The organism is Chromobacterium sp. CV08, assembly GCF_051129845.1.
Classification (GTDB): Bacteria; Pseudomonadota; Gammaproteobacteria; order Burkholderiales; family Chromobacteriaceae; genus Chromobacterium.
Map to the genome: position 1 here is coordinate 4364790 of NZ_CP150453.1, position 22716 is coordinate 4387505.

Sequence of the window (22716 nt, forward strand, 5' to 3'; positions counted from 1 at the left end):
CACCGGCAGTCTGGCGCTGCCGTTTGCTGATTTAGGCTTTTTATTCTATGGAAAGCGCCCAGCAATTATCTTGCTAAATAGCTTGGAATGGGCAATACATAGGAATAAAATGTCTCAACAAACCGATAATCAGGAGAAAATATGCCAAGTCTCACATTAGATAAGACAGACTTGCGTATTCTGGCCGAATTGCAGCATGACGGCCGGTTGACCAACGTCGAACTGGCCGAGCGCGTCGCCCTGTCGCCATCGCCCTGTCTGCGCCGGCTCAAGCAGCTGGAAGAGTCCGGCGTGATCCGCCAGTACGTCGCGCTGCTCGATCCTGCCCATATCGGTCTGGGCCTGCAGGCCTGGGTGCGTGTGACGCTGGAAAAACGCGGCAATATGCACCTGCAGAGCTTCATCGAAGCGGTTCAGAACTGGCCGGAAGTGATCAATTGCTTCGCGATGACCGGTGAAATGGACTATCTGCTGCAGGTGTATTTCGAAGACATGGAGCACTTCTCGCGCTTCGTGATGGACGAGCTGCTGCAGCATCCGGGCGTGGAGGACGTCAAGTCCAGCTTCGTGCTGAAGGAGATCAAGCGCACCACCGCGCTGCCGCTGGGACAGATGCGCGGCATCTGACCAGTCCCGCGCGGAAAAGCGAAACGGCCCTCACGGGCCGTTTCGCATTGGGGCGCGCGCTCAATGGCGCTGATGCTGGGCGGTGCTGCCCGCCAGCAGCTTGTCGGTATAGGCTATCGCCGCCGCCGACAGCAGGAAGGCCAGGTGCAGGAACAGCTGCCACTTGATCGTGTGCTCGTCGATGCGGCTGGCGTTGATGAAGGTCTGCAGCAGGTGGATGGACGAGATGCTGATGATGGCCATCGACAGCTTGACCTTCAGCACCGAGGCATTGACATGGTCCAGCCATTCGGGCTGGTCCGGATGGCTGTCTATGCGCAGCCGCGACACGAAGGTCTCGTAGCCGCCGACCGTCACCATCACCAGGAGATTGGCGATCATCACCACGTCGATCAGGCCCAGCACCGCCAGCATGATGTCGGTCTCGGTCAGGTGGTTCAGCCCCTCCAGCAGCTCCCACAACTGCGCGAGAAACTTCCACGCATAGACGCCCTGCACGACGATCAGGCCGAGGTAGATGGGCAGTTGCAGCCAGCGGCTGCCGAAAATCACCTGGCCGAGCAGCGACTTCCTGGGTTCGGATTGGACTTGCGCTTGGACGTGTTGCTGGTCTTGCATGGGCTTTCCTGTCATTCGCGGCGGCGGGAGACGCAAGGCCTCCCGCGCGCCGTCACAGGCCCAGCCTCTGCCAGATGGTGGAGACCAGGCCCGCCTGGTTCAATGTGTAAAAATGCAGTCCGGGCGCACCGCCCTGCAGCAGGCGGTCGCACAGCTCGGTCACCACGTCCAGGCCCAAGGCGCGGATGGACGCGGTGTCGTCGTAATAGGCCTGCATGCGCAGGCGCAGCCAGCGCGGCACTTCCGCTCCGCACATGTCGGAGAAGCGGCACAGCTGGCCGAAATTCGAGATCGGCATGATACCCGGCACGATGGGAATGTCCACCCCGCGCGCGCGGACTTCGTCGACGAAGCGGAAATAGCTGTCGGCGTTGAAGAAGTACTGGGTCATCGCGGAATCGGCCCCGGCCCTGACCTTGCGCACGAAGTTGGCCAGATCGTCCTCGGCCGAACGCGCCTGCGGATGGAATTCCGGATAGGCGGCCACCTCGATGTGGAAATGGTCGCCGTGCTCGGCGCGTATGAATTCCACCAGCTCGTTGGCGTAGCGGAATTCGCCGGCCGCCACCATGCCGGACGGGATGTCGCCGCGCAAGGCCACCAGGTGGCGGATGCCGTTGCCGCGGTATTCGTCCAGTATCGCGGCGATGTTCTCGCGGGTGGAACCGATGCAGGACAGGTGCGGCGCCGCCGCCTGCCCCTCGCTGCGGATCTCCAGCACGGTGGACAAGGTGCCGTCGCGGGTAGTTCCGCCGGCGCCGAAAGTCACCGAGAAGAACTGCGGCTTGAACTGGGCCAGCTGCTGCCGCGTCGTGCGCAGCTTGGCCACGCCTTCCGGCGTCTTGGGAGGGAAGAATTCGAAACTGAAGGTGCGGGGCGTCTGCGTCATGGTGATCCTCTCTATCGCGGTCCTGGCTGCCGGCCTCTTTGTGCCGTTGATCGTTTTGCGTGCCCGAAAAAAACGGACAGCTCCATTTTATGGGGGCTGTCCGTTGCGCCTTGGTTCAATAATCAATAACGATAGTGATCCGGCTTATAAGGCCCCTGCTTGGGCACGCTGATATAGGTGGCCTGCAGGTCGGAAAGCTCGGTCAGGCGCGCGCCGATGCGCGCCAGGTGCAGCCGGGCCACCTTCTCGTCCAGGTGCTTGGGCAGCACATAGACCTTCTTGTCGTACTGCCGGCCGTTGGCGAACAGCTCGATCTGCGCCAGCACCTGGTTGGTGAAGCTGTTCGACATCACGAAGCTCGGGTGGCCGGTGGCGCAGCCCAGGTTCACCAGGCGGCCTTCGGCCAGCAGGATGACGCGCTTGCCGTCGGGGAAGATGATGTGGTCGACCTGCGGCTTGATGTTTTCCCACTGGTACTGGCGCAAGCTGGCAACTTCGATCTCGCTGTCGAAGTGGCCGATATTGCAGATGATGGCGTTGTTGCGCATCTTCTTCATGTGCTCGTGGGTGATCACGCCGACGTTGCCGGTGGCGGTGACGAAGATGTCGGCCTGATCGGCCACCTCGTCCATCCGCACCACGCGGTAACCTTCCATCGCCGCCTGCAGCGCGCAGATCGGGTCGATCTCGGTCACCCACACGGTGGCGCCGAGGCCGCGCAGGCTCTGCGCGCAGCCCTTGCCGACATCGCCGTAGCCGAGCACCACCGCCACCTTGCCGGCGATCATCACGTCGGTGGCGCGCTTGATGCCGTCGACCAGCGATTCGCGGCAGCCGTACAGATTGTCGAACTTGGACTTGGTCACCGAGTCGTTGACGTTGATCGCCGGGAACGGCAGCTGGCCGTCCTTCTCCAGCTGGTACAGGCGGTGCACGCCGGTGGTGGTCTCCTCGGTCACGCCCTGGATATGCTGCAGGCGCTTCGAGTACCAGTGCGGATCGACGGCCAGGTGGCGCTTGATCGACGCGAACAGCGCGGTCTCTTCCTCGTTGGTCGGATGGGCGATCGCGCCGATGTCCTGCTCCGCCTTGCTGCCCAGCATCAGCAGCAGCGTGGCGTCGCCGCCGTCGTCCAGGATCATGTTGGCCGGCTGGCCCTCCGGCCATTCGAAGATCTTGTGGCTGAATTCCCAGTACTCGTCCAGGCTCTCGCCCTTGAACGCGAATACCGGAATGCCGGCGGCGGCGATCGCGGCCGCGGCGTGGTCCTGGGTGGAGAAGATATTGCACGAGGCCCAGCGCACTTCGGCGCCGAGCGCGGTCAGCGTCTCGATCAACACCGCGGTCTGCACCGTCATGTGCAGGCTGCCGGCAATGCGCGCGCCACGCAGCGGCTGGCTGGCGCGGTATTCGTCCCGGGTCGCCATCAGACCGGGCATCTCGGTCTCGGCGATATTCAGTTCCTTGCGGCCCCAGTCTGCAAGCTTGATGTCAGCTACGTGAAAATCGGAAAAATCAGCCATCGCGAACAGTCCTTGTTTCACGCGGCCAGGCAGGATGCGGCTCACCCGTCATCCCGTACCCGCCACGGTCAATGAGTCAGGCGAGCGCCGTTTGGTCGCCGGACGACGAGGTGGCCGGCGGCTCCCGAGCCTGGGGATCCGGCTTTCGCATCGAAACCGTCCTCGCAGCGCCCCTCGGGATGCCAGGCAAGTATACCGGGTCCGCCCGAAAAAGGTAGGGCCTGTCGCGGCGCCGCTTTCCGCCGCCTCCGGACGCAAAAAAACCGCCGGCTCGCGCGGGCGGTTTCCATGGTCCGGCCGTTCGGCCTACAGGCCGGCGTCGGCGCGCAGCGCCTCGACCTTGTCGGTGCGTTCCCAGCTGAATTCCGGCTCCTCGCGGCCGAAGTGGCCGTAGGCGGCGGTCTTGCCGTAGATCGGGCGCAGCAGGTCCAGCATCTGGATGATGCCTTTCGGACGCAGGTCGAAATGCTTCTTCACCAGCTCGACGATCTTCTCGTTCGGGACGCGGTTGGTGCCGAAGGTGTCGACGGCGATCGAGGTCGGCTCGGCCACGCCGATCGCGTACGAAACCTGGATCTGGCACTGGCGCGCCAGGCCCGCGGCGACGATGTTCTTCGCCACGTAGCGGCCGGCGTAGGCGGCGGAACGGTCCACCTTGGACGGATCCTTGCCGGAGAAGGCGCCGCCGCCGTGCGGCGCCGCGCCGCCATAGGTGTCTACGATGATCTTGCGGCCGGTCAGGCCGCAGTCGCCCATCGGGCCGCCGATGACGAAGCGGCCGGTCGGATTGATCAGGAACTTGGTTTCCGGCGTGATCATCTCCGGCGGCAGCACCGGCTTGATGATGTCCTCGATCACCGCGTCGGTCAGCGTCTTGTGGTCGATGTCCGGCGTGTGCTGGGTCGACAGCACCACGGTGTCGATGCGCTTCGGCAGACCGGTGGCGGCATCGTAGACGCAGGTGATCTGGCTCTTGGCGTCCGGGCGCAGCCACGGCAGGCGGCCGTCCTTGCGCAGTTCGGCCTGACGCTGCACCAGGCGGTGCGCGTAGTAGATCGGGAACGGCATCAGCGTCGGGGTTTCGTCGCAGGCGTAGCCGAACATCAGGCCCTGGTCGCCGGCGCCTTGATTCAGATCCAGACCCTCGCCCTCGTTGACGCCCTGGGCGATGTCCGGCGACTGCTTGTCGTAGCAGGCCATCACCGCGCAGCCGCGGAAATCGAAGCCCAGCTCGGAATCATCGTAGCCTATGCGCTTGATGGTCTCGCGCGCGATCTTGATATAGTCGACATTGGCGGTCGTGGTGATTTCGCCGGCCAGCACGACCAGGCCGGTGTTGACCAGCGTCTCGGCCGCGACGCGGGCATGTTTGTCCTCGCGCAGGATGGCGTCGAGGATGGCGTCGGAAATCTGGTCCGCCACTTTGTCCGGATGACCTTCGGACACCGATTCCGAAGTAAACAGGTATTCGCTCATTTATTCTGCGTTCCCAAAAAATACAAAACCCTGTGATGGTAAAATAGGCCGCTTTCAGACCAAGACTGCAGCATCGCTCATGTCCAAGCTAGCTAGATTACTACTGTCTTTCCTGGCGCACCTCCCCTTATCCTGGCTACAAGGTCTGGGGGCCGCTCTCGGGCGGCTGACTTATCTCAGCTCCCCCGGCTACGCCGGGCGGCTGCGCGAGAACGTCAGCTCTAGTAAAATCTTCGAAAGCTATCAGGATTTGCCGCAGCAAGTCAAACGCTGCTGCGCCGAAACCGGCAAGGGCGCGCTGGAGCTGGCGATCGCCTGGTGCCGCAGCCCGGAGGACATCGCCGCCATGGTCAAGGCCTGCCACGGCTGGGAGCATGTTGAGGCGGCGTTGGCGCGCGGAGACGGTATTATATTCGTAACGCCGCATTTAGGCAGCTATGATATCGCCGGACGTTATATCAGCTCGCGGCTACCGTTCCCGCTGACCGCGATGTACCGCCCGCCGAAACTCCAATGGCTGGAACCGGTGATGCAGGCCGGCCGGGCCCGCGGCAAGGGCAAGACCGCGCCGGCCACCGCGGCCGGCGTCCGCGTGCTGATGAAGGCGCTGAAATCCGGCGAAGCCACCATCATCCTGCCGGACCAGGTGCCCGGCAACGGCGAAGGCGTCTGGGCGCCGTTCTTCGGCCGGCTCGCCTACACGATGACGCTGGTTCCCCGGCTGGCTCAGATGAACGGGGTGAGCACCCTGTTCTTCGTCGGCGAGCGCCTGCCGCGCGGCCGGGGCTTCGCCGTCCACATCGAGCCGCTGGCAGCGCCGTTCTCCGGCGACAAGGATGCCGACTGCGCGCGGATGAACGCTCAGGTGGAAGGCCTGATCCGCCGCTTCCCCGAACAGTATCTGTGGAGCTACAACCGTTACAAGTGTCCGGCCGGCGTCAGCCGCCCGGAAGCAGAACAAGGACACGCATGAAATTCGCTTTCGCCCTGTTGTGGCTGATCCGCCTGCTGCCTATGCGGGCCATCGGCCTGATCGCCGCCGGCCTGGGCAATGTCGCCTATCTGCTGGCGCGCGGCCGCCGCCGCGTCGGCCTGATCAATCTGCGGCTGTGCTTCCCCGACATGCCGCTGGCGGAGCGCCGCCGGCTGGTGCGCAAGAACTGCCAGCACATGATACGGATGGTGCTGGAATACGGCGTGTGCTGGTGGAGCTCGGCCAAGCGCATCGACGATCTGGTCGACATCAAGAACCTGCACTACGTGACCGAGCTGCGCGACCGCGGCGAGGACGTGATCCTGTTCTATCCGCACTTCGTCGGCTTCGAGATGTGCGTGTACGCGCTGAACCAGTACATCCCGCTGGTCAGCGTGTATTCGCACCAGAAGAACGAGGCGCTGGACAAGCAGATCTACGCCGGCCGCCAGCGCTACGACAATGCCTATATCGTGTCGCGCCAGGAGGGGCTGCGCCCCATCATCAAGGCGATGCGCAAGGACCACGCGCCCTTCCTCTATCTGCCGGACCAGGACTTCGGCGTCCGCGACTCGCTGTTCGTCGACTTCTTCGGCGTCAAGGCCGCCACCATCACCGGCATGTCCCGCATCGCCAAACTGGCCCGCGCCAAGGTGGTACCGGCCATCGCCCGCCGCGTCGGCGACCGCTTCGAACTGGAGTTCTACCCGCCATGGGACGACTACCCCAGCGAGGACATCGAAGCCGACACCCGCCGGATGAACGCCTTCCTCGAAGAGCGCATCCGCGAGATTCCCGACCAGTACTTCTGGCTGCACAAGCGCTTCAAGAACCGTCCGCAGGGCGAGGCGCGCTTCTACTGACCAGCCTGCCCGGCCTCACGACGGCCGGGCGGCTTTCGATGCCCCGCTACCATTTGGGCAGCAAGAACGGCTCCGAGCAATTGTCCTCGTACTCGCCGGCCGGCGTATCGACCAGGCTGTCCGCGGACGGGAAGCTGTCCAGCTTGTCCGTCCTTATCGTGAACCAGGCTTGCGTCAGCACATTGCGCTGCCTGGCGTCCTTGCCGCACTGCAGTTGCAGCGCGCGGCGCTGGTCGGTGCCGAAAGCCTTGGCGAACGCCTCGACCAGCTCCTCGCGCGTACGCACGGTGCCAGCCTGCGCCAGCAGGTAGCGGCCGAAATCGCTGTCTACCACATCCTCGCGCATCTGCAGCGCGGTGCCGAAGAAATCGGCGGCCTTGTAGCCGAAACATTGCACGTGCTTGACGTACTCGTGCGTCAACAAGTCGTCCTTCAACTGCGGCATCGTCTGCCGCAGCCGCTGCCGCAGTTCGGCCGGCAAGACTGGGATCGCGTTGACATGCGGGAAGAAGGCGCAGCCCTTGGCCCACCATTGCTGCACCGGCACTTTCTGGGCTATCAGGCTCTGCGGCAGCGACGGCCACAGGCCGTGCAGACCGATCAGCTCCTCTTTCGGCTGATCGGGAAGGCAGCCGTCGCCGGTGGCACAGAAGCCGGGCTGCCAGGTCAGCGCATAGGTGTAATGGGCGAAATCGCCGTGGCGGGCGGGTTCCAGCGACTGGGCGGAGACGGCGCCGGCGAACAGCAGCGCGCAAAGACTGAGAAATTTAAGCATGATGTCGGGCAATGGTCATGACCCCGCACGCGTGCGGGTGGCGCGGACAATACATGCTAATGTCAACCTATTCCGCCATGGTGGCAAGCCATCGCCGTAAAAAACAAAAAAGCACCGCGATGCGGTGCTTTTTTGCCATGGAAAACCGTCTACAGCGCCGGTTTTCGCCAGAAATAGCGGTAGACGAAGCCCGGGAAGGCCGCCACCAGGAACAGCGCCAGCGTAGTGACGTAGAACTGCCAGTGCTGCTCATGCACCGGCATCTGGCGCGACTCCAGCAAACGGGCCAGGCCGCCGACCAGCGCGAACAGCACCGCCAGCTCCAGCGCCTGCCAGCCGAAATGCTTGCGCGCCACCTTGAACACGCCGGCCACCCGCGAAGTGGCGAACGGCAAGTTGGCGGCCGCCACGGCCAGCAACAACAGGATCACGATGCTGCTCTGCATGGCCGCCGCCTCAGATCATGCCCAGCGACTGGCGCATCGCCTGCACGCACAGCTCGAGCAGAGACTGCGGCAGCACGCCGACCACCAGCAGCGCCAGCGCGTTCAGCGACAGCACCAGCTTCATGTCGCCGCGCACGGCGATCGGGGCGGTATCCTGGGCCTCGTCGAAGTAGATGGCCTTGACCACGCGCAGGTAGTAGAACGCGCCGATCACCGACATCAGCACCGAGAACACGGCCAGCTTGATCATGCCGATGTCGACGATGGCCTTGATCACGACGAACTTGGCGTAGAAGCCCAGCAGCGGCGGAATGCCGGCCATCGAGAACATCGCCAGCAGCATCAGGATGGCGTACCAGCTGTTGCGGCTGTTCAGGCCCTTCAGGTCGTCGATCTTCTCGCACTCGAAGCCCTGGCGCGACAGCGCCAGCACGATGCCGAAACCTACCATCGACATCGCCACGTAGACCACGGCGTAGAACAGCGCGGCCGCGTAACCCTGCTGGGTGCCGGCCAAGACGCCGAGCAGCAGGAAGCCCATGTGCGAGATCGTCGAGTAGGCCAGCATCCGCTTGATGTTGGTCTGCACGATGGCGGTGATGTTGCCGATCGCCATCGACAGCACGGCGACGATGACCAGCATCGATTGCCATTCGCCGACCAGCACGTCCAGGCCCTGGGCCAGGATGCGCAGCACGAAGACGAAGGCGGCCAGCTTGGGCGCGGCGCCGACCATCAGCGTCACCGAAGTCGGCGAGCCCTGGTAGACGTCCGGCACCCACATGTGGAACGGCACGGCGCCCAGCTTGAACGACAGGCCGGCGACGATGAAAACCAGGCCGAACACCAGCAGCATGCCGTTGGCGGAATGCGACTTGATGGACTTGGCGACGGCGGCCAGCTCGAGCGAGCCGGTGGCGCCGTAGATCATCGAGATGCCGTACAGCAGCAGGCCGGAGGCCAGCGCGCCCAGCACGAAGTACTTCATCGCCGATTCGGTGGCCGCCACCGAGTCGCGCTGCAGCGCGATCAGCGAGTACAGCGCCAGCGACAGCAGCTCCAGGCCCATGTACAGGGTCAGGAAGTGCGAGGCCGACACCATCAGGTTCATGCCCAGCAGCGCGAACAGCGACAGCGAGAAGTACTCGCCCTTGAACAGGCCGCGGTCGGCGGTGTACTGGCGGCTGTACACCAGCACCACCGCGGTGGTCGCGTACATCGCCAGCTTGACCAGCGAGGCCAGCGGGTCGGCGACGTACATGCCGGAGAAGGTCGTCACCGGGTAGGGGACGAAGGTCCATACCTGGACCGCCGCGGTGCCGGCCAGGGTCAGCAGCGTCAGGCCGTAGGTGATGCAGCGCTTTTCATCGGGGATGAAAAGATCCAGCATCAGCACCACCAGCAGCGCGCCGATCAGGAACAGCTCCGGCATCGCGGGTATCAGGTTGAGATCAGCCCAATTCATTTGTATGTATTCCTTCCGCGCTTACAGCTTGCTCTGCGCAACATGCGTGATCAGGTCGTTGACGGCGAAGTGCATCTTCTCGACGAAGGGCAGCGGGTACAGGCCCATGCCCAGCACCGCGATCGCCAGGATGGCCAGCACCAGGAACTCGCGCTTGTTGACGTCGCTCAGCTCGGCCACATGCTCGTTGGCGACGTCGCCGAAGATCACGCGCTTGTACATCCACAGCGTGTAGGCGGCGCCGAAGATCAGCGTCGTGGCGGCCAGCGCGGCGTACCAGAAGTTCACCTGCACCGAACCCAGGATCACCATGAATTCGCCGACGAAGCCGGAAGTGGCCGGCAGGCCGGAGTTCGCCATCGCGAACAGCATCATGAAGGCCGCGAAGATAGGCATCTTGTTGGCCACGCCGCCGTAGTCGGCGATGTTGCGGCTGTGCACGCGGTCGTACATCACGCCGATGCAGAAGAACATCGCGGCGGAGACGAAACCGTGGGACACCATCTGCACCAGCGCGCCCTTGACGGCCCAGGCGTTCATTTCATTGCCGGCGAACAGGAACATGCCCAGCGTCACGAAGCCCATGTGGGAAATCGACGAGTAGGCCACCAGCTTCTTCATGTCGGACTGCACCAGCGCCACCAGGCCGATGTAGACCACGGCGATCAGCGACAGCACGACGATGATGGGCGCCAGCTCGCGCGAGGCGTCCGGCAGGATGGGCAACGCGAACCGCAGGAAGCCGTAGGCGCCGATCTTCAGCGTGATCGCGGCCAGCACCATCGAGCCGCCGGTCGGCGCCTCGACGTGGGCGTCCGGCAGCCAGGTGTGCACCGGCCACATCGGCACCTTCACCGCGAACGACAGGAAGAAGGCGACGAACAGCAGGATCTGCACCGTCAGCGGAATCTTGGCCAGATTCTGGAAGGCGTGGATGTCGAAGGTCTTGCCGGCCTGGAAGTACAGGTAGATGAAGGCCACCAGCATCAGCAGCGAGCCCAGCAGCGTGTACAGGAAGAACTTGATCGACGCGTAGACGCGACGCGGACCGCCCCAGATGCCGATGATCAGATACATCGGGATCAGCATGCCTTCGAAGAAGACATAGAAGAGGATGGCGTCCAGCGCGGCGAATGCGCCGTTGATCAGGCCGGACATGATCAGGAAGGCGGCCATGTACTGCGACACGCGCTTCTGGATCACTTCCCAACCGGCGACCACCACCAGCAGCGTGGTGAAGCTGTTCAGCACCACGAACAGCATCGAAATGCCGTCGACGCCGAGGTGGTAGTTGATGTTGAGCGCGGAAATCCACGGCTTCAGCTCTTCATACTGCATGCCGCCGTTGAAGTTGTTGAACTCGGTGAACAGCGGCACCGACAGCAGGAAGCCCGCCAGGGCTCCCGCCAGGGCCAGCCAGCGCGCCAGCGGCGCGCGCCGGTCGCCGGCGGCCAGCACCACCAGGCCGGCCACGATCGGCGTCCAGATCACCAGACTGAGCAGATTTGTGAACATAATCAAACCTATATTGTTATTTCAATCCCGAAGCCCGGACTCAGCGCAGAATCAGCGGCACGATCCACCAGCTCATCAGGCCCAGCACGCCGATGATCATCGCGGTGGCGTAGCTGTAGATGAAGCCGGTCTGCAGGCGGCGAATCACGCCGGAGAAGCAGCCCACCAGCTTGGCGGTGCCGTTGACCAGCAGGCCGTCGATCAGCAGCATGTCGCCGACCTTCCAGAACAAGGTGCCCAGCGCGCGCGAGCCTTTGGCGAACACGGCGAAATAGATCTCGTCCAGGTAGTACTTGTTTTCCAGCAGCTTGTGGATAGGCGCGCACTTCTCCTTGATGGCGGCCGGGATATGCGGCGCCTTCATATAGAAGTACCAGGCGACGACGACGCCGGCGATGGCCAGCCACAGCGGCAGCGTGGTCAGCGAATGCAGGCTCATCGCGACGGCGCCGTGGAACTCGTGCGCCAGCTCTTCCATGCCCGGATGCGCTTCGTTGTTGATCGCGATCACGCCCTTGAAGAAGTCGCCGTACACCAGCTTGTCGATGGCGAAGAAACCGACCAGCACCGACGGGATGGCCAGCAGCACCAGCGGCAGCGTCACCACCCACGGCGACTCATGCGGCTTGTCGTTCGGACCCAGGCCGTGATGGTGGTCGTGCTCGTCGTCATGGCCGTGGTCGTGATGGTCGTCCTTCTTCTCCATCCAGCGTTCCTTGCCGTGGAAGACCAGGAAGTACATGCGGAACGAGTAGAAGGCGGTGACGAACACGCCGGCGATGACGGCGAAGTGGGCGAAACCGGCAGCCGGCAGGTGCGAGGCGGCGACCGCCTCGATGATCGAGTCCTTCGAGTAGAAGCCGGAGAAGAACGGCGTGCCGATCAGCGCCAGCGAACCGATCAGCGAGGTGATCCAGGTGATCGGCATGTACTTGCGCAGACCGCCCATATTCCGCATGTCCTGATCATGGTGCATGCCGATGATCACCGAGCCGGCGGCCAGGAACAGCAGCGCCTTGAAGAAGGCGTGCGTCATCACGTGGAACATCGCCACCGAGTAGGCCGAGGCGCCCAGCGCGACGGTCATATAGCCCAGCTGCGACAGCGTCGAGTAGGCCACGACGCGCTTGATGTCGTTCTGCACGATGCCGAGGAAGCCCATGAACAGCGCGGTGATCGAACCGGCCACCAGGACCACGTTCAGCGCGGTGTCGGACATTTCGAACAGCGGGCTCATCCGCGACACCATGAAGATACCGGCCGTCACCATCGTGGCGGCGTGGATCAGCGCGGAGATCGGGGTCGGGCCCTCCATCGAGTCCGGCAGCCACACGTGCAGCGGGAACTGGGCGGACTTGCCCATCGCGCCGATGAACAGCAGGATGCAGGTGACCGTCATCAGCGACCATTGCTGGCCCGGGATGATCTCGACGGTCTTGCTGGCCAGCGCCGGAGCGGCGGCGAACACGTCGCTGTAGTTCAGCGAACCGCCGAAATAGGCCAGCACCATGCCGATACCCAAGAGGAAGCCGAAGTCGCCGACGCGGTTGACCAGGAAGGCCTTCAGGTTGGCGAACACCGCGGTCGGGCGCTTGAACCAGAAGCCGATCAGCAGGTAGGACACCAGGCCCACCGCCTCCCACCCGAAGAACAGCTGGATGAAGTTGTTGCTCATCACCAGCATCAGCATCGAGAAGGTAAACAGCGAGATATAGCTGAAGAAGCGCTGATAGCCCGGATCTTCCTGCATGTAGCCTATGGTGTAGATGTGCACCATCAGCGACACGCTGGTCACCACCACCAGCATCATCGCGGTCAGCGAGTCCACCAGGAAGCCGACCGCGTAGTCGTGGCCGTCCATGGTCAACCAGGTGTAGACCGGTCCGTTGAACACTTCCGCGCTTCCGTTCAGGAAACCCAGGAGCACCTTGAGCGACAGCGCGGCGGACACCGCCACGCCGGCTATCGTGACGACGTGCGAGGCGCGCCGTCCGATCGCCCATCCAAACAGGCCTGCAATGATGGAACCCGCCAGCGGAGCGAGTGCAATCAGCAGGTATAAGCTCTTCATATCCATGCTTTTGTGCTTTAGTTGTGGTTCCGGTTTGCCTTAGCCCTTGAGGCTGCCCAAGTCTTCAACGTTGATGCTCTGCAGGTTGCGGAACAGCACCACCAGGATCGCCAGACCAATGGCGGACTCGGCGGCGGCAACCGTCAGGATGAAGAATACGAAGATCTGGCCTGCCGAATCCGACAGGTAATGCGAGAACGCGATGAAATTGAAATTCACCGCCAGCAGCATCAGCTCGATGGCCATCAGCAGGATGATCAGGTTTTTCCGGTTCAGGAAAATCCCCAGCACGCTGATGGCGAACAGGATGGCGGCCAGCACCAGAAAGTGAGTCAGTGTCAGCACGTTTCCTCCCTTATTGGTTTATTGGCCGTCAGGCCTGTTGCTCACCGGAATCGGCCGGCTCGGCCTCTTCCACTTGTTTCACCGCGTCCATCTTGACGATGCGGACGCGGTCCTCGCGGCGCACCTTCACCTGGCTCGCCGGATCCACCACCTTGCTGTCCTTGCGCGCGCGCATCGTCAGGCCGATCGCGGCGACCATGGCCAGCAGCAGCACGACGGCTGCGATCTCGAACGGCAGCAGATAGGTGGTGTACAGCTGATGGCCCAGCACCTTGACGTTGCTGAAGTCGGCGGCCAGCGGCGCGCCGGCCTTGTAGGTGTCGAGGCCGGTCTTCGGGCTCATCAGGATCAGCGCCATCTCGGCGACCATGATCAGGCCGACGGTGGCAGCGACCGGCAGATTGCGCCAGAAGCCTTCACGCAGCTTCTCGATGTTGATGTCCAGCATCATCACCACGAAGAGGAACAGCACCATCACCGCGCCGACGTAAACCAGCACCAGGGTGATCGCCAGGAACTCCGACTCCATCAACAGCCAGTGGCCGGCGCTGGTGAAGAAGGCCAGCACCAGGTACAGCGCGGCGTGCACCGGGTTCTTGGCCGTCACCACGCGCAGACCGGCGAAGATCAGGATGGCGGACAGAACGTAGAAAATTACCGTTGTAAGGTTCATGGCCTCCCCTTAGCGATACTTGGCGTCGGCCGCCTTGTTGGCAGCGATTTCGGCCTCGTACTTGTCGCCGATGGCCAGCAGCATCGGCTTGGTGTAGTAGAGGTCGCCACGTTTTTCACCGTGGTATTCGAAGATGTGGGTTTCCACGATCGCGTCCACCGGACAGGCTTCCTCGCAGAAGCCGCAGAAGATGCACTTGGTCAGGTCGATGTCGTAGCGGCTGGTGCGGCGGGTGCCGTCGTCGCGCTCTTCCGACTCGATGCTGATCGCCATCGCCGGACACACCGCCTCGCACAGCTTGCACGCGATGCAGCGCTCTTCGCCGTTGGCGTAGCGGCGCTGCGCGTGCAGGCCGCGGAAGCGCGGCGAGATCGGCGTCTTCTCTTCCGGGAACTGCACCGTGATCTTGCGGGCGAAGAAGTAGCGGCCGGTGACCATCAGGCCCTTGACCAGCTCCACCAGCAGGAAGGTCTTGAAAAAGTTGCGGATCGAATTCATTTTTTCACCTATCCCCTGTCTCAGTGCCAAATCGACAGCGGGGTAAACATCCACACGCCCACCACCAGAATCCACACCAGGGTCACCGGGATGAACACTTTCCAGCCCAGGCGCATGATCTGGTCATAGCGATAGCGCGGGAAGGTGGCGCGGAACCACAGGAAGCAGAACAGCACCAGCGCGACCTTGATCGCCAGCCAGATGAAGCCGCCGGCGCCCAGCAGGCCCCACGAAGCCGGGAACGGCGACAGCCAGCCGCCCAGGAACAGCAGGGAGGTCAGCGTGGCCACCAGGATCATGTTGGCGTATTCGGCGAGGAAGAACACCGCGAAGGCCATGCCCGAGTACTCGACGTGGAAGCCGGCGACGATTTCCGACTCGCCCTCGGCGACGTCGAACGGCGCGCGGTTGGTCTCGGCCACGCCGGAGATCAGGTAGACGATGAACAGCGGAAACAGCGGGATCCAGTTCCAGGACAGGATGGAACCGGCGCCCATGCCGAAGGACTGCTGCTTGACGATGTCGACCAGGTTCAGGCTGCCGGACACCATCAGCACGCCGACCAGGGCGAAGCCCATCGCCAGTTCGTACGAGACGATCTGGGCGGCGGAGCGCATCGCGCCGAGGAAGGAGTACTTCGAGTTGCCCGCCCAGCCGGCGATGATCACGCCGTACACGCCCATCGACGTCAGCGCCAGGATGTACAGCAGCGAGGCGTTGATGTTGGCCAGCACCAGGCCGTCGGTGAACGGCACCACCGCCCAGGCGGCCAGCGCCGGACCGATGGCCAGCACCGGCGCCAGCAGGAACAGGCCCTTGCTGGAGCTGGTCGGCAGGATGATTTCCTTCATCAGCAGCTTCAGGCCGTCGGCGATAGGCTGCAGCAGGCCGAACGGACCGACGCGGTTCGGGCCGATGCGGATCTGCATATAACCGATCACCTTGCGCTCGGCCAGCGTCAGGTAGGCGACCGCGCCCATCATCGGCAGCACGATGGCGATGATCTTCAGCAGGGTCCACACCAGGAGCCCCGCTTCAGTGCCAAGAATACCTTGCAAGAACTCCATGGTTTACCCCTGCTTGATCTCGATAGCGTCGAACATGCCGCCCAGCGCCAGCGTCGAGGCGTGCGCAACGGCGACCCGCACCACGTCGGCCGGCAGGCTGTCGTCGGCCTCGACCGAAACGCGCGCCTCGCCGGCGCCCTGCTTCAGCACCACCTCGGCGCCGGAGGCGATGCCGAGCTTGGCCAACAGGCTGCCATGGACGCGCGCGACGGCGGCGCCGCGGGCTTCGCTGGTTTCCTGCAGGGACGGCGCGCGGCGGCAGACGGCGTCGGCCTGGTACATCGGCACCTCGCCGACGCGCACCAGACCGGAAACGGTCGCGGCTGCGGTGGCGGAGACCGAGGCCAGCGCGTTGTTCAGCACGGCGGCGATGTCGCCGTTCGCGAACTCGGCGCGCACTTCCTCCGCGCTGTTGTAGTCGAAGCCGGCCAAGTTCAGCATATTGCCCAGCACGCGCAGCACCTTCCAGGCCGGACGGGCCTCGCCCAGCGGCTTGACGACGCCGTTGAAGGTCTGCAGCTTGCCTTCCATATTGACGAAGGAGCCGGCGGTCTCGGAGAACGGCGCGATCGGCAGCAGCACGTCTGCGTAGTCGAGCAGACCCTGGCCCTTGTAGGCGGTCAGCGCGATCACGGTGGCGGCCTGCTTCATCGCGGCCACGGCGGCCTGGCCGTCGTAGCTGTCGAACTCGACTTCGGTGTTCAGCAGGAAGTAAGCCTTCTTCGGCTTGGCGATCATCGCGGCGGCGTTATCGCCGGCGTTGACGGCCGAACCCAGCGCGCCGCGGGTCGGCAGCGCGCCGACCAGTTCGGCGCCGACGCTGTTCGCGGCCTCGGCCAGCACGCCGAAGCGGCCGCCGGTCAGACGCGCGATTTCCTGCGCCAGCGACAGCAGCTGGCCGTAGGCCGGATGGTGCTGGGCGACGTTGCCGAGCACGATGGACGCGGTTTCGGCGCCGCTCAGGCTTTCGGCGATGCGGCGGGCCTCGGCGGAGACCTCGACGCCGGCCAGATCGATCTGGCTGGCGCCGGACTTGATCTCGGCCACGGCCTTCAGCACTTGCGACAGCGCGTTCACCAGCGCCAGCGGCGACACGATCAGCTTGCCGTTGATCTTGGTCAGCAGATTGTCGTCGGCGACGTGGATAATGTTCAGCTCGGTACCCTGCTTGACCGAGGCGCGCAGGCGCGAGGCCAGCAGAGGCTGTTCCTTGCGCAGCGTGGAGCCGACGGCCAGCACCGACTTGGCGGAGGCCAGCTCGACGATGGTCGAACCCAGCCATTCGGCGCCCTGCTTGGCCGCGTCGGCCGAGAAGTCGCTGCGGCGCAGGCGGTAGTCGATGCTGTTGACGCCGAAGGCGCGCGCCAGCTTCTGAGCCAGGAACAGCTCCTCGGTCGTCGAGTGCGGGCTGGTCAGGAAGCCGATGGCCTCCTTGCCGTGATCGGCGGACACGCCGTTCAGGCCCTTGACCACGTATTCGAGCGCGGTTTCCCAGTCGGTCTCGTGCCACTTGCCGTCGAACTTGATCATCGGCTTGGCGAGGCGCTCGGCGCTGTTCAGGCCTTCATAGGAGAAGCGGTCGCGGTCGGCGATCCAGCACTCGTTGATGGCTTCGTTTTCCAGCGGCAGCACGCGCATCACCTCGTTGCTCTTGACCTGGACCACCAGGTTGGAGCCGAGGCCGTCGTGCGGGCTCACCGACTTGCGGCGCGACAGCTCCCAGGCGCGGGTGCTGTAGCGGAACGGCTTGGACGTCAGCGCGCCCACCGGGCACAGGTCGATGACGTTGCCGGAGATTTCCGAGTCCACGGTCTTGCCCAGGAAGGGCAGGATCTCGGAGAACTCGCTGCGGTTGGCCATGCCGATTTCCTGGAAGCCGCCGACTTCCTCGGTGAAGCGGACGCAGCGCGTGCAGTGGATGCAGCGCGACATTTCCTCGGCCGAGACCAGCGGACCCATGTCCTTGCCGACCACCACGCGCTTCTCTTCCTCGTAGCGCGAGGTCGAGTTGCCGTAGCCGACGGCCAGATCCTGCAGCTGGCATTCGCCGCCCTGGTCGCAGATCGGGCAATCCAGCGGGTGGTTGATCAGCAGGAACTCCATCACGCCCTGTTGGGCCTTCTTGGCCAGCGGGGACGCGGTGTGGACCTTCATGCCGTCGGTGACCGGAGTGGCACAGGCCGGCAGCGGCTTCGGCGCCTTTTCCACTTCCACCAGGCACATCCGGCAGTTGGCCGCGATGGACAGCTTCTTGTGGTAGCAGAAGTGCGGAATATAGGTGCCCACCGAGTGGGCAGCCTCGATGACGGTGCTGCCTTGCGGCACCGTCAGTTTCTTACCGTCGATTTCGATTTCAAGCATCGCTCAACACCATTTGTGATCCACCAAGGTCTTTCCGTGTTCGATCGCGTGCTCGAACTCGTTGCGGAAATGCTTGGTGAAACTGCGAACCGGGAACACCGCGGCGTCGGCCAGCGCGCAGATGGTGCGGCCGGCCATATTGTTGCCCACGGAATCCAGAAGCTCCAGATCGCCCGGACGGCCCTGGCCGTTGGCGATGCGGTGGATCACCTTGTACAGCCAGCCGGTGCCTTCGCGGCACGGCGTGCACTGGCCGCAGGATTCCTCGTGGTAGAAATAGGCAAGACGCTCCAGCGCCTTGACCATGCACACGCCGTCGTTCATCACGATCACGGCGCCGGAGCCCAGCATCGAACCGGCCTTGGCGATGCTGTCGTAGTCCATCGTGCACTGCATCATGATGTCGGCCGGCAGCACCGGCGCGGACGAACCGCCCGGGATCACCGCCTTCAGCTTGCCGCCCTTCATGCCGCCGGCCATTTCCAACAGCTCGGAGAACGGCGTGCCCAGCGGCACTTCGTAGTTGCCCGGACGGTTGACGTGGCCGGAGACCGAGAACAGCTTGGTGCCGCCGTTGTTCGGCTTGCCCTTCTCGAGGAAGGTCTGCGCGCCGTCGCGGATGATGAAGGGCACCGAGGCGAACGACTCGGTGTTGTTGATCGTCGTCGGCTTGCCGTACAGACCGAAGCTGGCCGGGAACGGCGGCTTGAAGCGCGGTTGGCCCTTCTTGCCTTCCAGCGATTCCAGCAGCGCGGTTTCCTCGCCGCAGATGTAGGCGCCGTAGCCGTGGTGGGCGTAGAGCTCGAAGTTGAAGCCGGTGCCGAGGATGTTCTGGCCCAGGAAGCCGGCCTTGCGGGCCTCTTCCAGCGCCTCCTCGAAGCGTTCGTAGTCTTCGAAGATCTCGCCGTGGATGTAGTTGTAGCCCGCCTTGGTGCCCATCGCGTAGCCGGCGATGATCATGCCCTCGATCAAGGAGTGCGGGTTGTAGCGGATGATGTCGCGGTCCTTGAAGGTGCCCGGCTCGCCCTCGTCGGTATTGCAGACGACGTATTTGTCGCCCGGGAACGAGCGCGGCATGAAGCTCCACTTCAGGCCGGTCGGGAAACCCGCGCCGCCGCGGCCGCGCAGGCCGGAGTTCTTCACCTCCGCGATCACATCCTCTTGCGCCATCTTGGCGTCGAGGATGCGGCGCAGCGCCTGGTAGCCGCCGCGGGCCACATAGGCGTCCAGACGCCAGCAGTCGGGCTGCGCGGTGTCGACGCCGTCGAAAATCACGCCATTAGCGAAGACTGCCATTATTTCAACTCCGCCAGTTTTTTGTCGATTGCTTCGGGCGTCATGAAGCTGCACATCTTGTGGTTGTTCACCAGCAAGACCGGCGCGTCGCCGCAGGCGCCCATGCATTCGCCTTCCAGCAGGGTGTACATGCCGTCGGCGCTGGTTTCGCCGATGGCGATGCCCAGTTTCTTCGAGATGTACTGGGCGGCATTGACGCCGCCGGACAACGCACAGGGCAGATTGGTGCAGACGGTGATCTTGAATTTGCCCACCGGCTTCATGTCGTACATGTTGTAGAAGGTGGCGACTTCGTAGGCGGCCACCGGGGCAATGCCCAGGTAGTTCGCGACGAACTCGATCAGCTCCTTGTTCAGGCAGCGCGTTTCCGGGGTTTCACCGGTGGCGCGCCGCTCGTCCAGCGCGATGCGCAAAGCGCCCATCACTGCGGAGCGCTTCTGGTCGGCCGGATATTTGGCGACCTCGCGGTCGATCAAGGCTAGCGATTGTGCGGACAGCATCAGCGGTCAATCTCCCCAAACACGATATCCTGCGTACCGATGATCGCGACGACGTCGGCGATCATGTGGCCGGTGGCCATCTCGTCCAGCGCGGCCAAGTGGGCATAGCCCGGCGCGCGGATTTTCAGGCGGTACGGTTTGTTGGCGCCGTCGGACACCAGATAGATGCCGAATTCGCCCTTCGGGTGTTCCACCGCCGCGTAAGCCTCGCCCTCCGGCACGTGCATGCCTTCGGTGAACAGCTTGAAGTGGTGGATCAGGTCTTCCATATTGGACTTCATGCCTTCGCGCGAAGGCGGCGCCACCTTGTGGTTGTCGGTGATCACCGGACCCGGATTGTCGCGCAGCCAGGCCACGCACTGCTGGATGATGCGGTTGGACTGGCGCATTTCCTCGACGCGGACCAGGTAGCGGTCGTAGCAGTCGCCGCCGACGCCGACCGGCACGTCGAAATCCATCTTGTCGTACACATCGTACGGCTGGGTCTTGCGCAGGTCCCAGGCGACGCCGGAACCGCGCAGCATCGGGCCGGTCATGCCCAGATTCAGCGCGCGCTCGGCCGACACCACGCCGATGTCCACGGTACGCTGCTTCCAGATCCGGTTGTCGGTCAGCAGCGTCTCGTACTCGTCGACATAGGTCGGGAAACGCTTGGTGAAGTCGTCGATGAAGTCCAGCATCGAGCCCTTGCGGCCTTCGTTCAGCCGCGCCAGCTCCTTGGCGTTCTTGATCTTGGACACCGTGTACTGCGGCATCGAATCCGGCAGGTCGCGGTAGACGCCGCCCGGACGGAAGTAGGCCGCGTGCATCCGCGCGCCCGACACCGCCTCGTAGCAGTCCATCAGGTCTTCGCGCTCGCGGAAGGCGTACAGGAACATCGTCATCGCGCCGATGTCCAGCGCGTGGGCGCCGATCCACAGCAGGTGGTTCAGCACGCGGGTGATCTCGGCGAACATCACGCGGATGTACTGCGCGCGCTCCGGCACCTCGATGCCCATCATCTTCTCGATGGCCAGGCAGTAGGCGTGCTCGTTGCACATCATCGACACGTAGTCGAGACGGTCCATGTAGGGCAGCGACTGGATGAAGGTCTTGCTCTCGGCCAGCTTCTCGGTGCCGCGGTGCAGCAGGCCGATGTGCGGGTCGGCGCGCTGGACGACTTCGCCGTCCAGCTCCAGCACCAGGCGCAGCACGCCGTGCGCGGCCGGGTGCTGCGGACCGAAGTTCAGGGTGTAGTTACGGATCTCAGCCACCGTAGTTCTCCTCGCGGATGATGCGCGGGGTGATTTCGCGCGGTTCGATGGTAACGGGCTGATAGATCACGCGCCGCTGGTTCGGGTCGTAGCGCATTTCCACGTGCCCCGACAGCGGGAAGTCCTTGCGGAACGGGTGACCGACGAAACCGTAGTCGGTCAGCAGGCGGCGCAGGTCGGGGTGGCCTTCGAACACGATGCCGAACAGGTCGAACGCTTCGCGCTCGAACCAGTTGGCGGCGTTCCAGATGCCGTTGACCGACGGGATCACCGGGAAATCGTCGTCTTCGGCGAAGACGCGCAGGCGGATGCGGTGGTTCAGCTTGACGGACAACAGGTGGTATACGGCGGCGAAGCGCGGGCCGTCCCACGGCTCGTCGCGGTAGGCGCTGTAGTCCATGCCGCAGACGTCGATGCACTGCTCGAAGGCGAGCTCGGCATGGTCGCGCAGCGTCTGCGCGACGGACAGCAGATCGGACGCCTTGCACACAATGGTCAGCTCGTCCAGGGCCAGCGTGCTGCGCACGAGCTTGTCGCCCAGCGCCGCGGCAACGACCGAACCCAACGCTTCCATTTTCTTGGAGGCCATAAGTTTCTACCTTAGCGGGCGATGGTGTTGGTACGTTTGATCTTGTTCTGCAGCTGGATGATGCCGTACAGCAGCGCCTCGGCGGTCGGAGGACAGCCCGGAACGTAGACATCGACCGGCACGATGCGGTCGCAGCCGCGAACAACGGAATAGGAGTAATGGTAATAGCCGCCGCCGTTGGCACAGGATCCCATCGAGATCACCCAGCGCGGTTCGGCCATCTGGTCGTACACCTTGCGCAGCGCCGGGGCCATCTTGTTGCACAGCGTGCCGGCGACGATCATCAGGTCGGACTGCCGCGGGCTGGGGCGGAAGACGATGCCGAAACGGTCAAGGTCGTAACGCGCCGCGCCGGCGTGCATCATTTCCACCGCGCAACAGGCCAGACCGAAGGTCATCGGCCACAGCGAGCCGGTGCGGGTATAGTTGATAAGCTTGTCGGCCGTCGTCGTGACGAAGCCTTTCTCCAGAATCCCTTCTACTCCCATTCCAGAGCTCCCTTCTTCCACATGTAGACGAAGCCGAGCGTCAGCACGGCCAGAAACTCGACCATCACGCCCAAACCATAGACGCCCAGATCCTTCAGCACCACGGCCCACGGAAACAGGAAGGCGATTTCCAGGTCGAACAGGATGAAGAGGATGGCGATCAGGTAATAGCGGACGTCAAACTTCATGCGGGCATCTTCGAAGGCCTCGAAGCCGCATTCGTATGGAGAAAGTTTCTCAGCGTCGGGACGATTGGGTGCCAGCAGTTTGCCCAAGACGATAGGGCCCACGCCGACCAGAAGTCCGACGATGACAAACATCAGAATGGGAAAGTAGTTTTGCAGCATTTCCCGTACACCCCCAAAAAAAGAGGGGTCGCCCCCTCTTGGCTCCAAATAAAACAGG

23 protein-coding genes and 1 riboswitch are annotated in these 22716 nt (G+C 63.6%); of the genes, 3 read left to right on the top strand and 20 right to left on the bottom strand.

Features of this window, described 5'->3' with window-relative positions; genetic code table 11:
* The first annotated feature begins 141 nt into the window (after nucleotides 1-141).
* Complete coding sequence (locus tag WNM05_RS19860; protein ID WP_101709558.1) at nucleotides 142-627, top strand: Lrp/AsnC family transcriptional regulator; 486 nt, start codon at nucleotides 142-144, stop codon at nucleotides 625-627.
* 60 nt (nucleotides 628-687) lie between these two features.
* On the opposite strand, the gene WNM05_RS19865 is transcribed toward WNM05_RS19860, so the two are convergent.
* The 4 genes from WNM05_RS19865 to metK form a co-directional block, all read right to left on the bottom strand.
* The gene (locus WNM05_RS19865; RefSeq protein ID WP_434630193.1) at nucleotides 688-1245 is read right to left on the bottom strand and encodes a TIGR00645 family protein; all 558 of its coding nucleotides are present in this window, start codon (nucleotides 1243-1245) and stop codon (nucleotides 688-690) included.
* Nucleotides 1246-1297: 52 nt separating this feature from the next.
* Complete coding sequence (metF, locus tag WNM05_RS19870) at nucleotides 1298-2134, bottom strand: methylenetetrahydrofolate reductase [NAD(P)H] (RefSeq protein ID WP_434630194.1); 837 nt, start codon at nucleotides 2132-2134, stop codon at nucleotides 1298-1300.
* A 122-nt stretch (nucleotides 2135-2256) separates the two neighbouring features.
* Nucleotides 2257-3657 carry an adenosylhomocysteinase gene (ahcY, locus tag WNM05_RS19875; RefSeq protein ID WP_434630196.1) on the bottom strand — a complete coding sequence of 467 codons (1401 nt, stop codon included), beginning with the start codon at nucleotides 3655-3657 and terminating at the stop codon, nucleotides 2257-2259.
* Between the two features lie 75 nt (nucleotides 3658-3732).
* Nucleotides 3733-3839, bottom strand: a riboswitch (S-adenosyl-L-homocysteine riboswitch).
* A gap of 124 nt (nucleotides 3840-3963) precedes the next feature.
* Nucleotides 3964-5133 carry a methionine adenosyltransferase gene (metK, locus tag WNM05_RS19880; protein WP_434630198.1) on the bottom strand — a complete coding sequence of 390 codons (1170 nt, stop codon included), beginning with the start codon at nucleotides 5131-5133 and terminating at the stop codon, nucleotides 3964-3966.
* Nucleotides 5134-5212: 79 nt separating this feature from the next.
* Here metK and WNM05_RS19885 point away from each other — a divergent pair, with 79 nt between their 5' ends.
* Together WNM05_RS19885 and WNM05_RS19890 are read left to right on the top strand one after the other, a co-directional pair.
* Nucleotides 5213-6106: a lysophospholipid acyltransferase family protein gene (locus WNM05_RS19885; RefSeq protein ID WP_434630200.1), complete on the top strand. Its 894-nt coding sequence runs from the start codon at nucleotides 5213-5215 to the stop codon at nucleotides 6104-6106.
* Nucleotides 6103-6969 carry a lipid A biosynthesis lauroyl acyltransferase gene (locus tag WNM05_RS19890; RefSeq protein WP_434630202.1) on the top strand — a complete coding sequence of 289 codons (867 nt, stop codon included), beginning with the start codon at nucleotides 6103-6105 and terminating at the stop codon, nucleotides 6967-6969. Before WNM05_RS19885 ends, WNM05_RS19890 begins: the two co-directional genes overlap by 4 nt.
* Before the next feature lie 46 nt (nucleotides 6970-7015).
* On the opposite strand, the gene WNM05_RS19895 is transcribed toward WNM05_RS19890, so the two are convergent.
* The 16 genes from WNM05_RS19895 to WNM05_RS19970 form a co-directional block, all read right to left on the bottom strand.
* The gene (locus WNM05_RS19895; RefSeq protein WP_434630204.1) at nucleotides 7016-7744 is read right to left on the bottom strand and encodes a ribonuclease T2 family protein; all 729 of its coding nucleotides are present in this window, start codon (nucleotides 7742-7744) and stop codon (nucleotides 7016-7018) included.
* A gap of 149 nt (nucleotides 7745-7893) precedes the next feature.
* Nucleotides 7894-8190 carry a DUF2818 family protein gene (locus WNM05_RS19900; RefSeq protein ID WP_434630205.1) on the bottom strand — a complete coding sequence of 99 codons (297 nt, stop codon included), beginning with the start codon at nucleotides 8188-8190 and terminating at the stop codon, nucleotides 7894-7896.
* A 10-nt stretch (nucleotides 8191-8200) separates the two neighbouring features.
* Complete coding sequence (gene nuoN / locus WNM05_RS19905; protein ID WP_434630207.1) at nucleotides 8201-9655, bottom strand: NADH-quinone oxidoreductase subunit NuoN; 1455 nt, start codon at nucleotides 9653-9655, stop codon at nucleotides 8201-8203.
* A 21-nt stretch (nucleotides 9656-9676) separates the two neighbouring features.
* On the bottom strand, nucleotides 9677-11170 hold the full coding sequence (locus WNM05_RS19910; protein ID WP_434630209.1) for an NADH-quinone oxidoreductase subunit M: 1494 nt from the start codon (nucleotides 11168-11170) through the stop codon (nucleotides 9677-9679).
* 40 nt (nucleotides 11171-11210) lie between these two features.
* Complete coding sequence (gene nuoL / locus WNM05_RS19915) at nucleotides 11211-13247, bottom strand: NADH-quinone oxidoreductase subunit L (protein WP_434630211.1); 2037 nt, start codon at nucleotides 13245-13247, stop codon at nucleotides 11211-11213.
* A 33-nt stretch (nucleotides 13248-13280) separates the two neighbouring features.
* Complete coding sequence (gene nuoK / locus WNM05_RS19920; protein ID WP_011134506.1) at nucleotides 13281-13586, bottom strand: NADH-quinone oxidoreductase subunit NuoK; 306 nt, start codon at nucleotides 13584-13586, stop codon at nucleotides 13281-13283.
* 28 nt (nucleotides 13587-13614) lie between these two features.
* Nucleotides 13615-14259, bottom strand: coding sequence for an NADH-quinone oxidoreductase subunit J (locus tag WNM05_RS19925; RefSeq protein WP_434630214.1), 645 nt, complete (start codon nucleotides 14257-14259; stop codon nucleotides 13615-13617).
* 9 nt (nucleotides 14260-14268) lie between these two features.
* The gene (gene nuoI / locus WNM05_RS19930) at nucleotides 14269-14748 is read right to left on the bottom strand and encodes an NADH-quinone oxidoreductase subunit NuoI (protein WP_434635173.1); all 480 of its coding nucleotides are present in this window, start codon (nucleotides 14746-14748) and stop codon (nucleotides 14269-14271) included.
* A 29-nt stretch (nucleotides 14749-14777) separates the two neighbouring features.
* On the bottom strand, nucleotides 14778-15824 hold the full coding sequence (gene nuoH, locus WNM05_RS19935) for an NADH-quinone oxidoreductase subunit NuoH (RefSeq protein WP_434630216.1): 1047 nt from the start codon (nucleotides 15822-15824) through the stop codon (nucleotides 14778-14780).
* 3 nt (nucleotides 15825-15827) lie between these two features.
* Nucleotides 15828-18185 (bottom strand): NADH-quinone oxidoreductase subunit NuoG, encoded by a 2358-nt coding sequence (gene nuoG / locus WNM05_RS19940; RefSeq protein WP_434630218.1) that lies wholly within the window; start codon nucleotides 18183-18185, stop codon nucleotides 15828-15830.
* 3 nt (nucleotides 18186-18188) lie between these two features.
* Nucleotides 18189-19481, bottom strand: coding sequence for an NADH-quinone oxidoreductase subunit NuoF (gene nuoF / locus WNM05_RS19945; protein WP_434630220.1), 1293 nt, complete (start codon nucleotides 19479-19481; stop codon nucleotides 18189-18191).
* A complete protein-coding gene (gene nuoE / locus WNM05_RS19950) occupies nucleotides 19481-19981 on the bottom strand; it encodes an NADH-quinone oxidoreductase subunit NuoE (protein WP_434630222.1) in 501 nt (166 codons plus the stop codon). The genes nuoF and nuoE overlap by 1 nt, the downstream gene beginning before the upstream one ends.
* Nucleotides 19981-21234, bottom strand: a complete 1254-nt coding sequence (locus tag WNM05_RS19955) for an NADH-quinone oxidoreductase subunit D (RefSeq protein ID WP_434630224.1) — start codon at nucleotides 21232-21234, stop codon at nucleotides 19981-19983. Before WNM05_RS19955 ends, nuoE begins: the two co-directional genes overlap by 1 nt.
* Nucleotides 21227-21823 (bottom strand): NADH-quinone oxidoreductase subunit C, encoded by a 597-nt coding sequence (locus tag WNM05_RS19960; protein ID WP_434630226.1) that lies wholly within the window; start codon nucleotides 21821-21823, stop codon nucleotides 21227-21229. Before WNM05_RS19960 ends, WNM05_RS19955 begins: the two co-directional genes overlap by 8 nt.
* Nucleotides 21824-21834: 11 nt before the next feature.
* Complete coding sequence (locus WNM05_RS19965) at nucleotides 21835-22311, bottom strand: NuoB/complex I 20 kDa subunit family protein (RefSeq protein WP_019103471.1); 477 nt, start codon at nucleotides 22309-22311, stop codon at nucleotides 21835-21837.
* On the bottom strand, nucleotides 22302-22658 hold the full coding sequence (locus WNM05_RS19970; protein ID WP_011134496.1) for an NADH-quinone oxidoreductase subunit A: 357 nt from the start codon (nucleotides 22656-22658) through the stop codon (nucleotides 22302-22304). Before WNM05_RS19970 ends, WNM05_RS19965 begins: the two co-directional genes overlap by 10 nt.
* Nucleotides 22659-22716: the final 58 nt, after the last annotated feature.

What these genes read in the sequence shown, in the direction of transcription:
- WNM05_RS19860 (WP_101709558.1), top strand. Translation starts at nt 142, where the DNA reads ATGCCAAGTCTCACATTAGATAAGACAGACTTGCGTATTCTGGCCGAA.
- WNM05_RS19865 (WP_434630193.1), bottom strand. Translation starts at nt 1,245, where the DNA reads ATGCAAGACCAGCAACACGTCCAAGCGCAAGTCCAATCCGAACCCAGG.
- metF (WP_434630194.1), bottom strand. Translation starts at nt 2,134, where the DNA reads ATGACGCAGACGCCCCGCACCTTCAGTTTCGAATTCTTCCCTCCCAAG.
- ahcY (WP_434630196.1), bottom strand. Translation starts at nt 3,657, where the DNA reads ATGGCTGATTTTTCCGATTTTCACGTAGCTGACATCAAGCTTGCAGAC.
- metK (WP_434630198.1), bottom strand. Translation starts at nt 5,133, where the DNA reads ATGAGCGAATACCTGTTTACTTCGGAATCGGTGTCCGAAGGTCATCCG.
- WNM05_RS19885 (WP_434630200.1), top strand. Translation starts at nt 5,213, where the DNA reads ATGTCCAAGCTAGCTAGATTACTACTGTCTTTCCTGGCGCACCTCCCC.
- WNM05_RS19890 (WP_434630202.1), top strand. Translation starts at nt 6,103, where the DNA reads ATGAAATTCGCTTTCGCCCTGTTGTGGCTGATCCGCCTGCTGCCTATG.
- WNM05_RS19895 (WP_434630204.1), bottom strand. Translation starts at nt 7,744, where the DNA reads ATGCTTAAATTTCTCAGTCTTTGCGCGCTGCTGTTCGCCGGCGCCGTC.
- WNM05_RS19900 (WP_434630205.1), bottom strand. Translation starts at nt 8,190, where the DNA reads ATGCAGAGCAGCATCGTGATCCTGTTGTTGCTGGCCGTGGCGGCCGCC.
- nuoN (WP_434630207.1), bottom strand. Translation starts at nt 9,655, where the DNA reads ATGAATTGGGCTGATCTCAACCTGATACCCGCGATGCCGGAGCTGTTC.
- WNM05_RS19910 (WP_434630209.1), bottom strand. Translation starts at nt 11,170, where the DNA reads ATGTTCACAAATCTGCTCAGTCTGGTGATCTGGACGCCGATCGTGGCC.
- nuoL (WP_434630211.1), bottom strand. Translation starts at nt 13,247, where the DNA reads ATGGATATGAAGAGCTTATACCTGCTGATTGCACTCGCTCCGCTGGCG.
- WNM05_RS19925 (WP_434630214.1), bottom strand. Translation starts at nt 14,259, where the DNA reads ATGAACCTTACAACGGTAATTTTCTACGTTCTGTCCGCCATCCTGATC.
- nuoH (WP_434630216.1), bottom strand. Translation starts at nt 15,824, where the DNA reads ATGGAGTTCTTGCAAGGTATTCTTGGCACTGAAGCGGGGCTCCTGGTG.
- nuoG (WP_434630218.1), bottom strand. Translation starts at nt 18,185, where the DNA reads ATGCTTGAAATCGAAATCGACGGTAAGAAACTGACGGTGCCGCAAGGC.
- nuoF (WP_434630220.1), bottom strand. Translation starts at nt 19,481, where the DNA reads ATGGCAGTCTTCGCTAATGGCGTGATTTTCGACGGCGTCGACACCGCG.
- nuoE (WP_434630222.1), bottom strand. Translation starts at nt 19,981, where the DNA reads ATGCTGTCCGCACAATCGCTAGCCTTGATCGACCGCGAGGTCGCCAAA.
- WNM05_RS19960 (WP_434630226.1), bottom strand. Translation starts at nt 21,823, where the DNA reads ATGGCCTCCAAGAAAATGGAAGCGTTGGGTTCGGTCGTTGCCGCGGCG.
- WNM05_RS19965 (WP_019103471.1), bottom strand. Translation starts at nt 22,311, where the DNA reads ATGGGAGTAGAAGGGATTCTGGAGAAAGGCTTCGTCACGACGACGGCC.
- WNM05_RS19970 (WP_011134496.1), bottom strand. Translation starts at nt 22,658, where the DNA reads ATGCTGCAAAACTACTTTCCCATTCTGATGTTTGTCATCGTCGGACTT.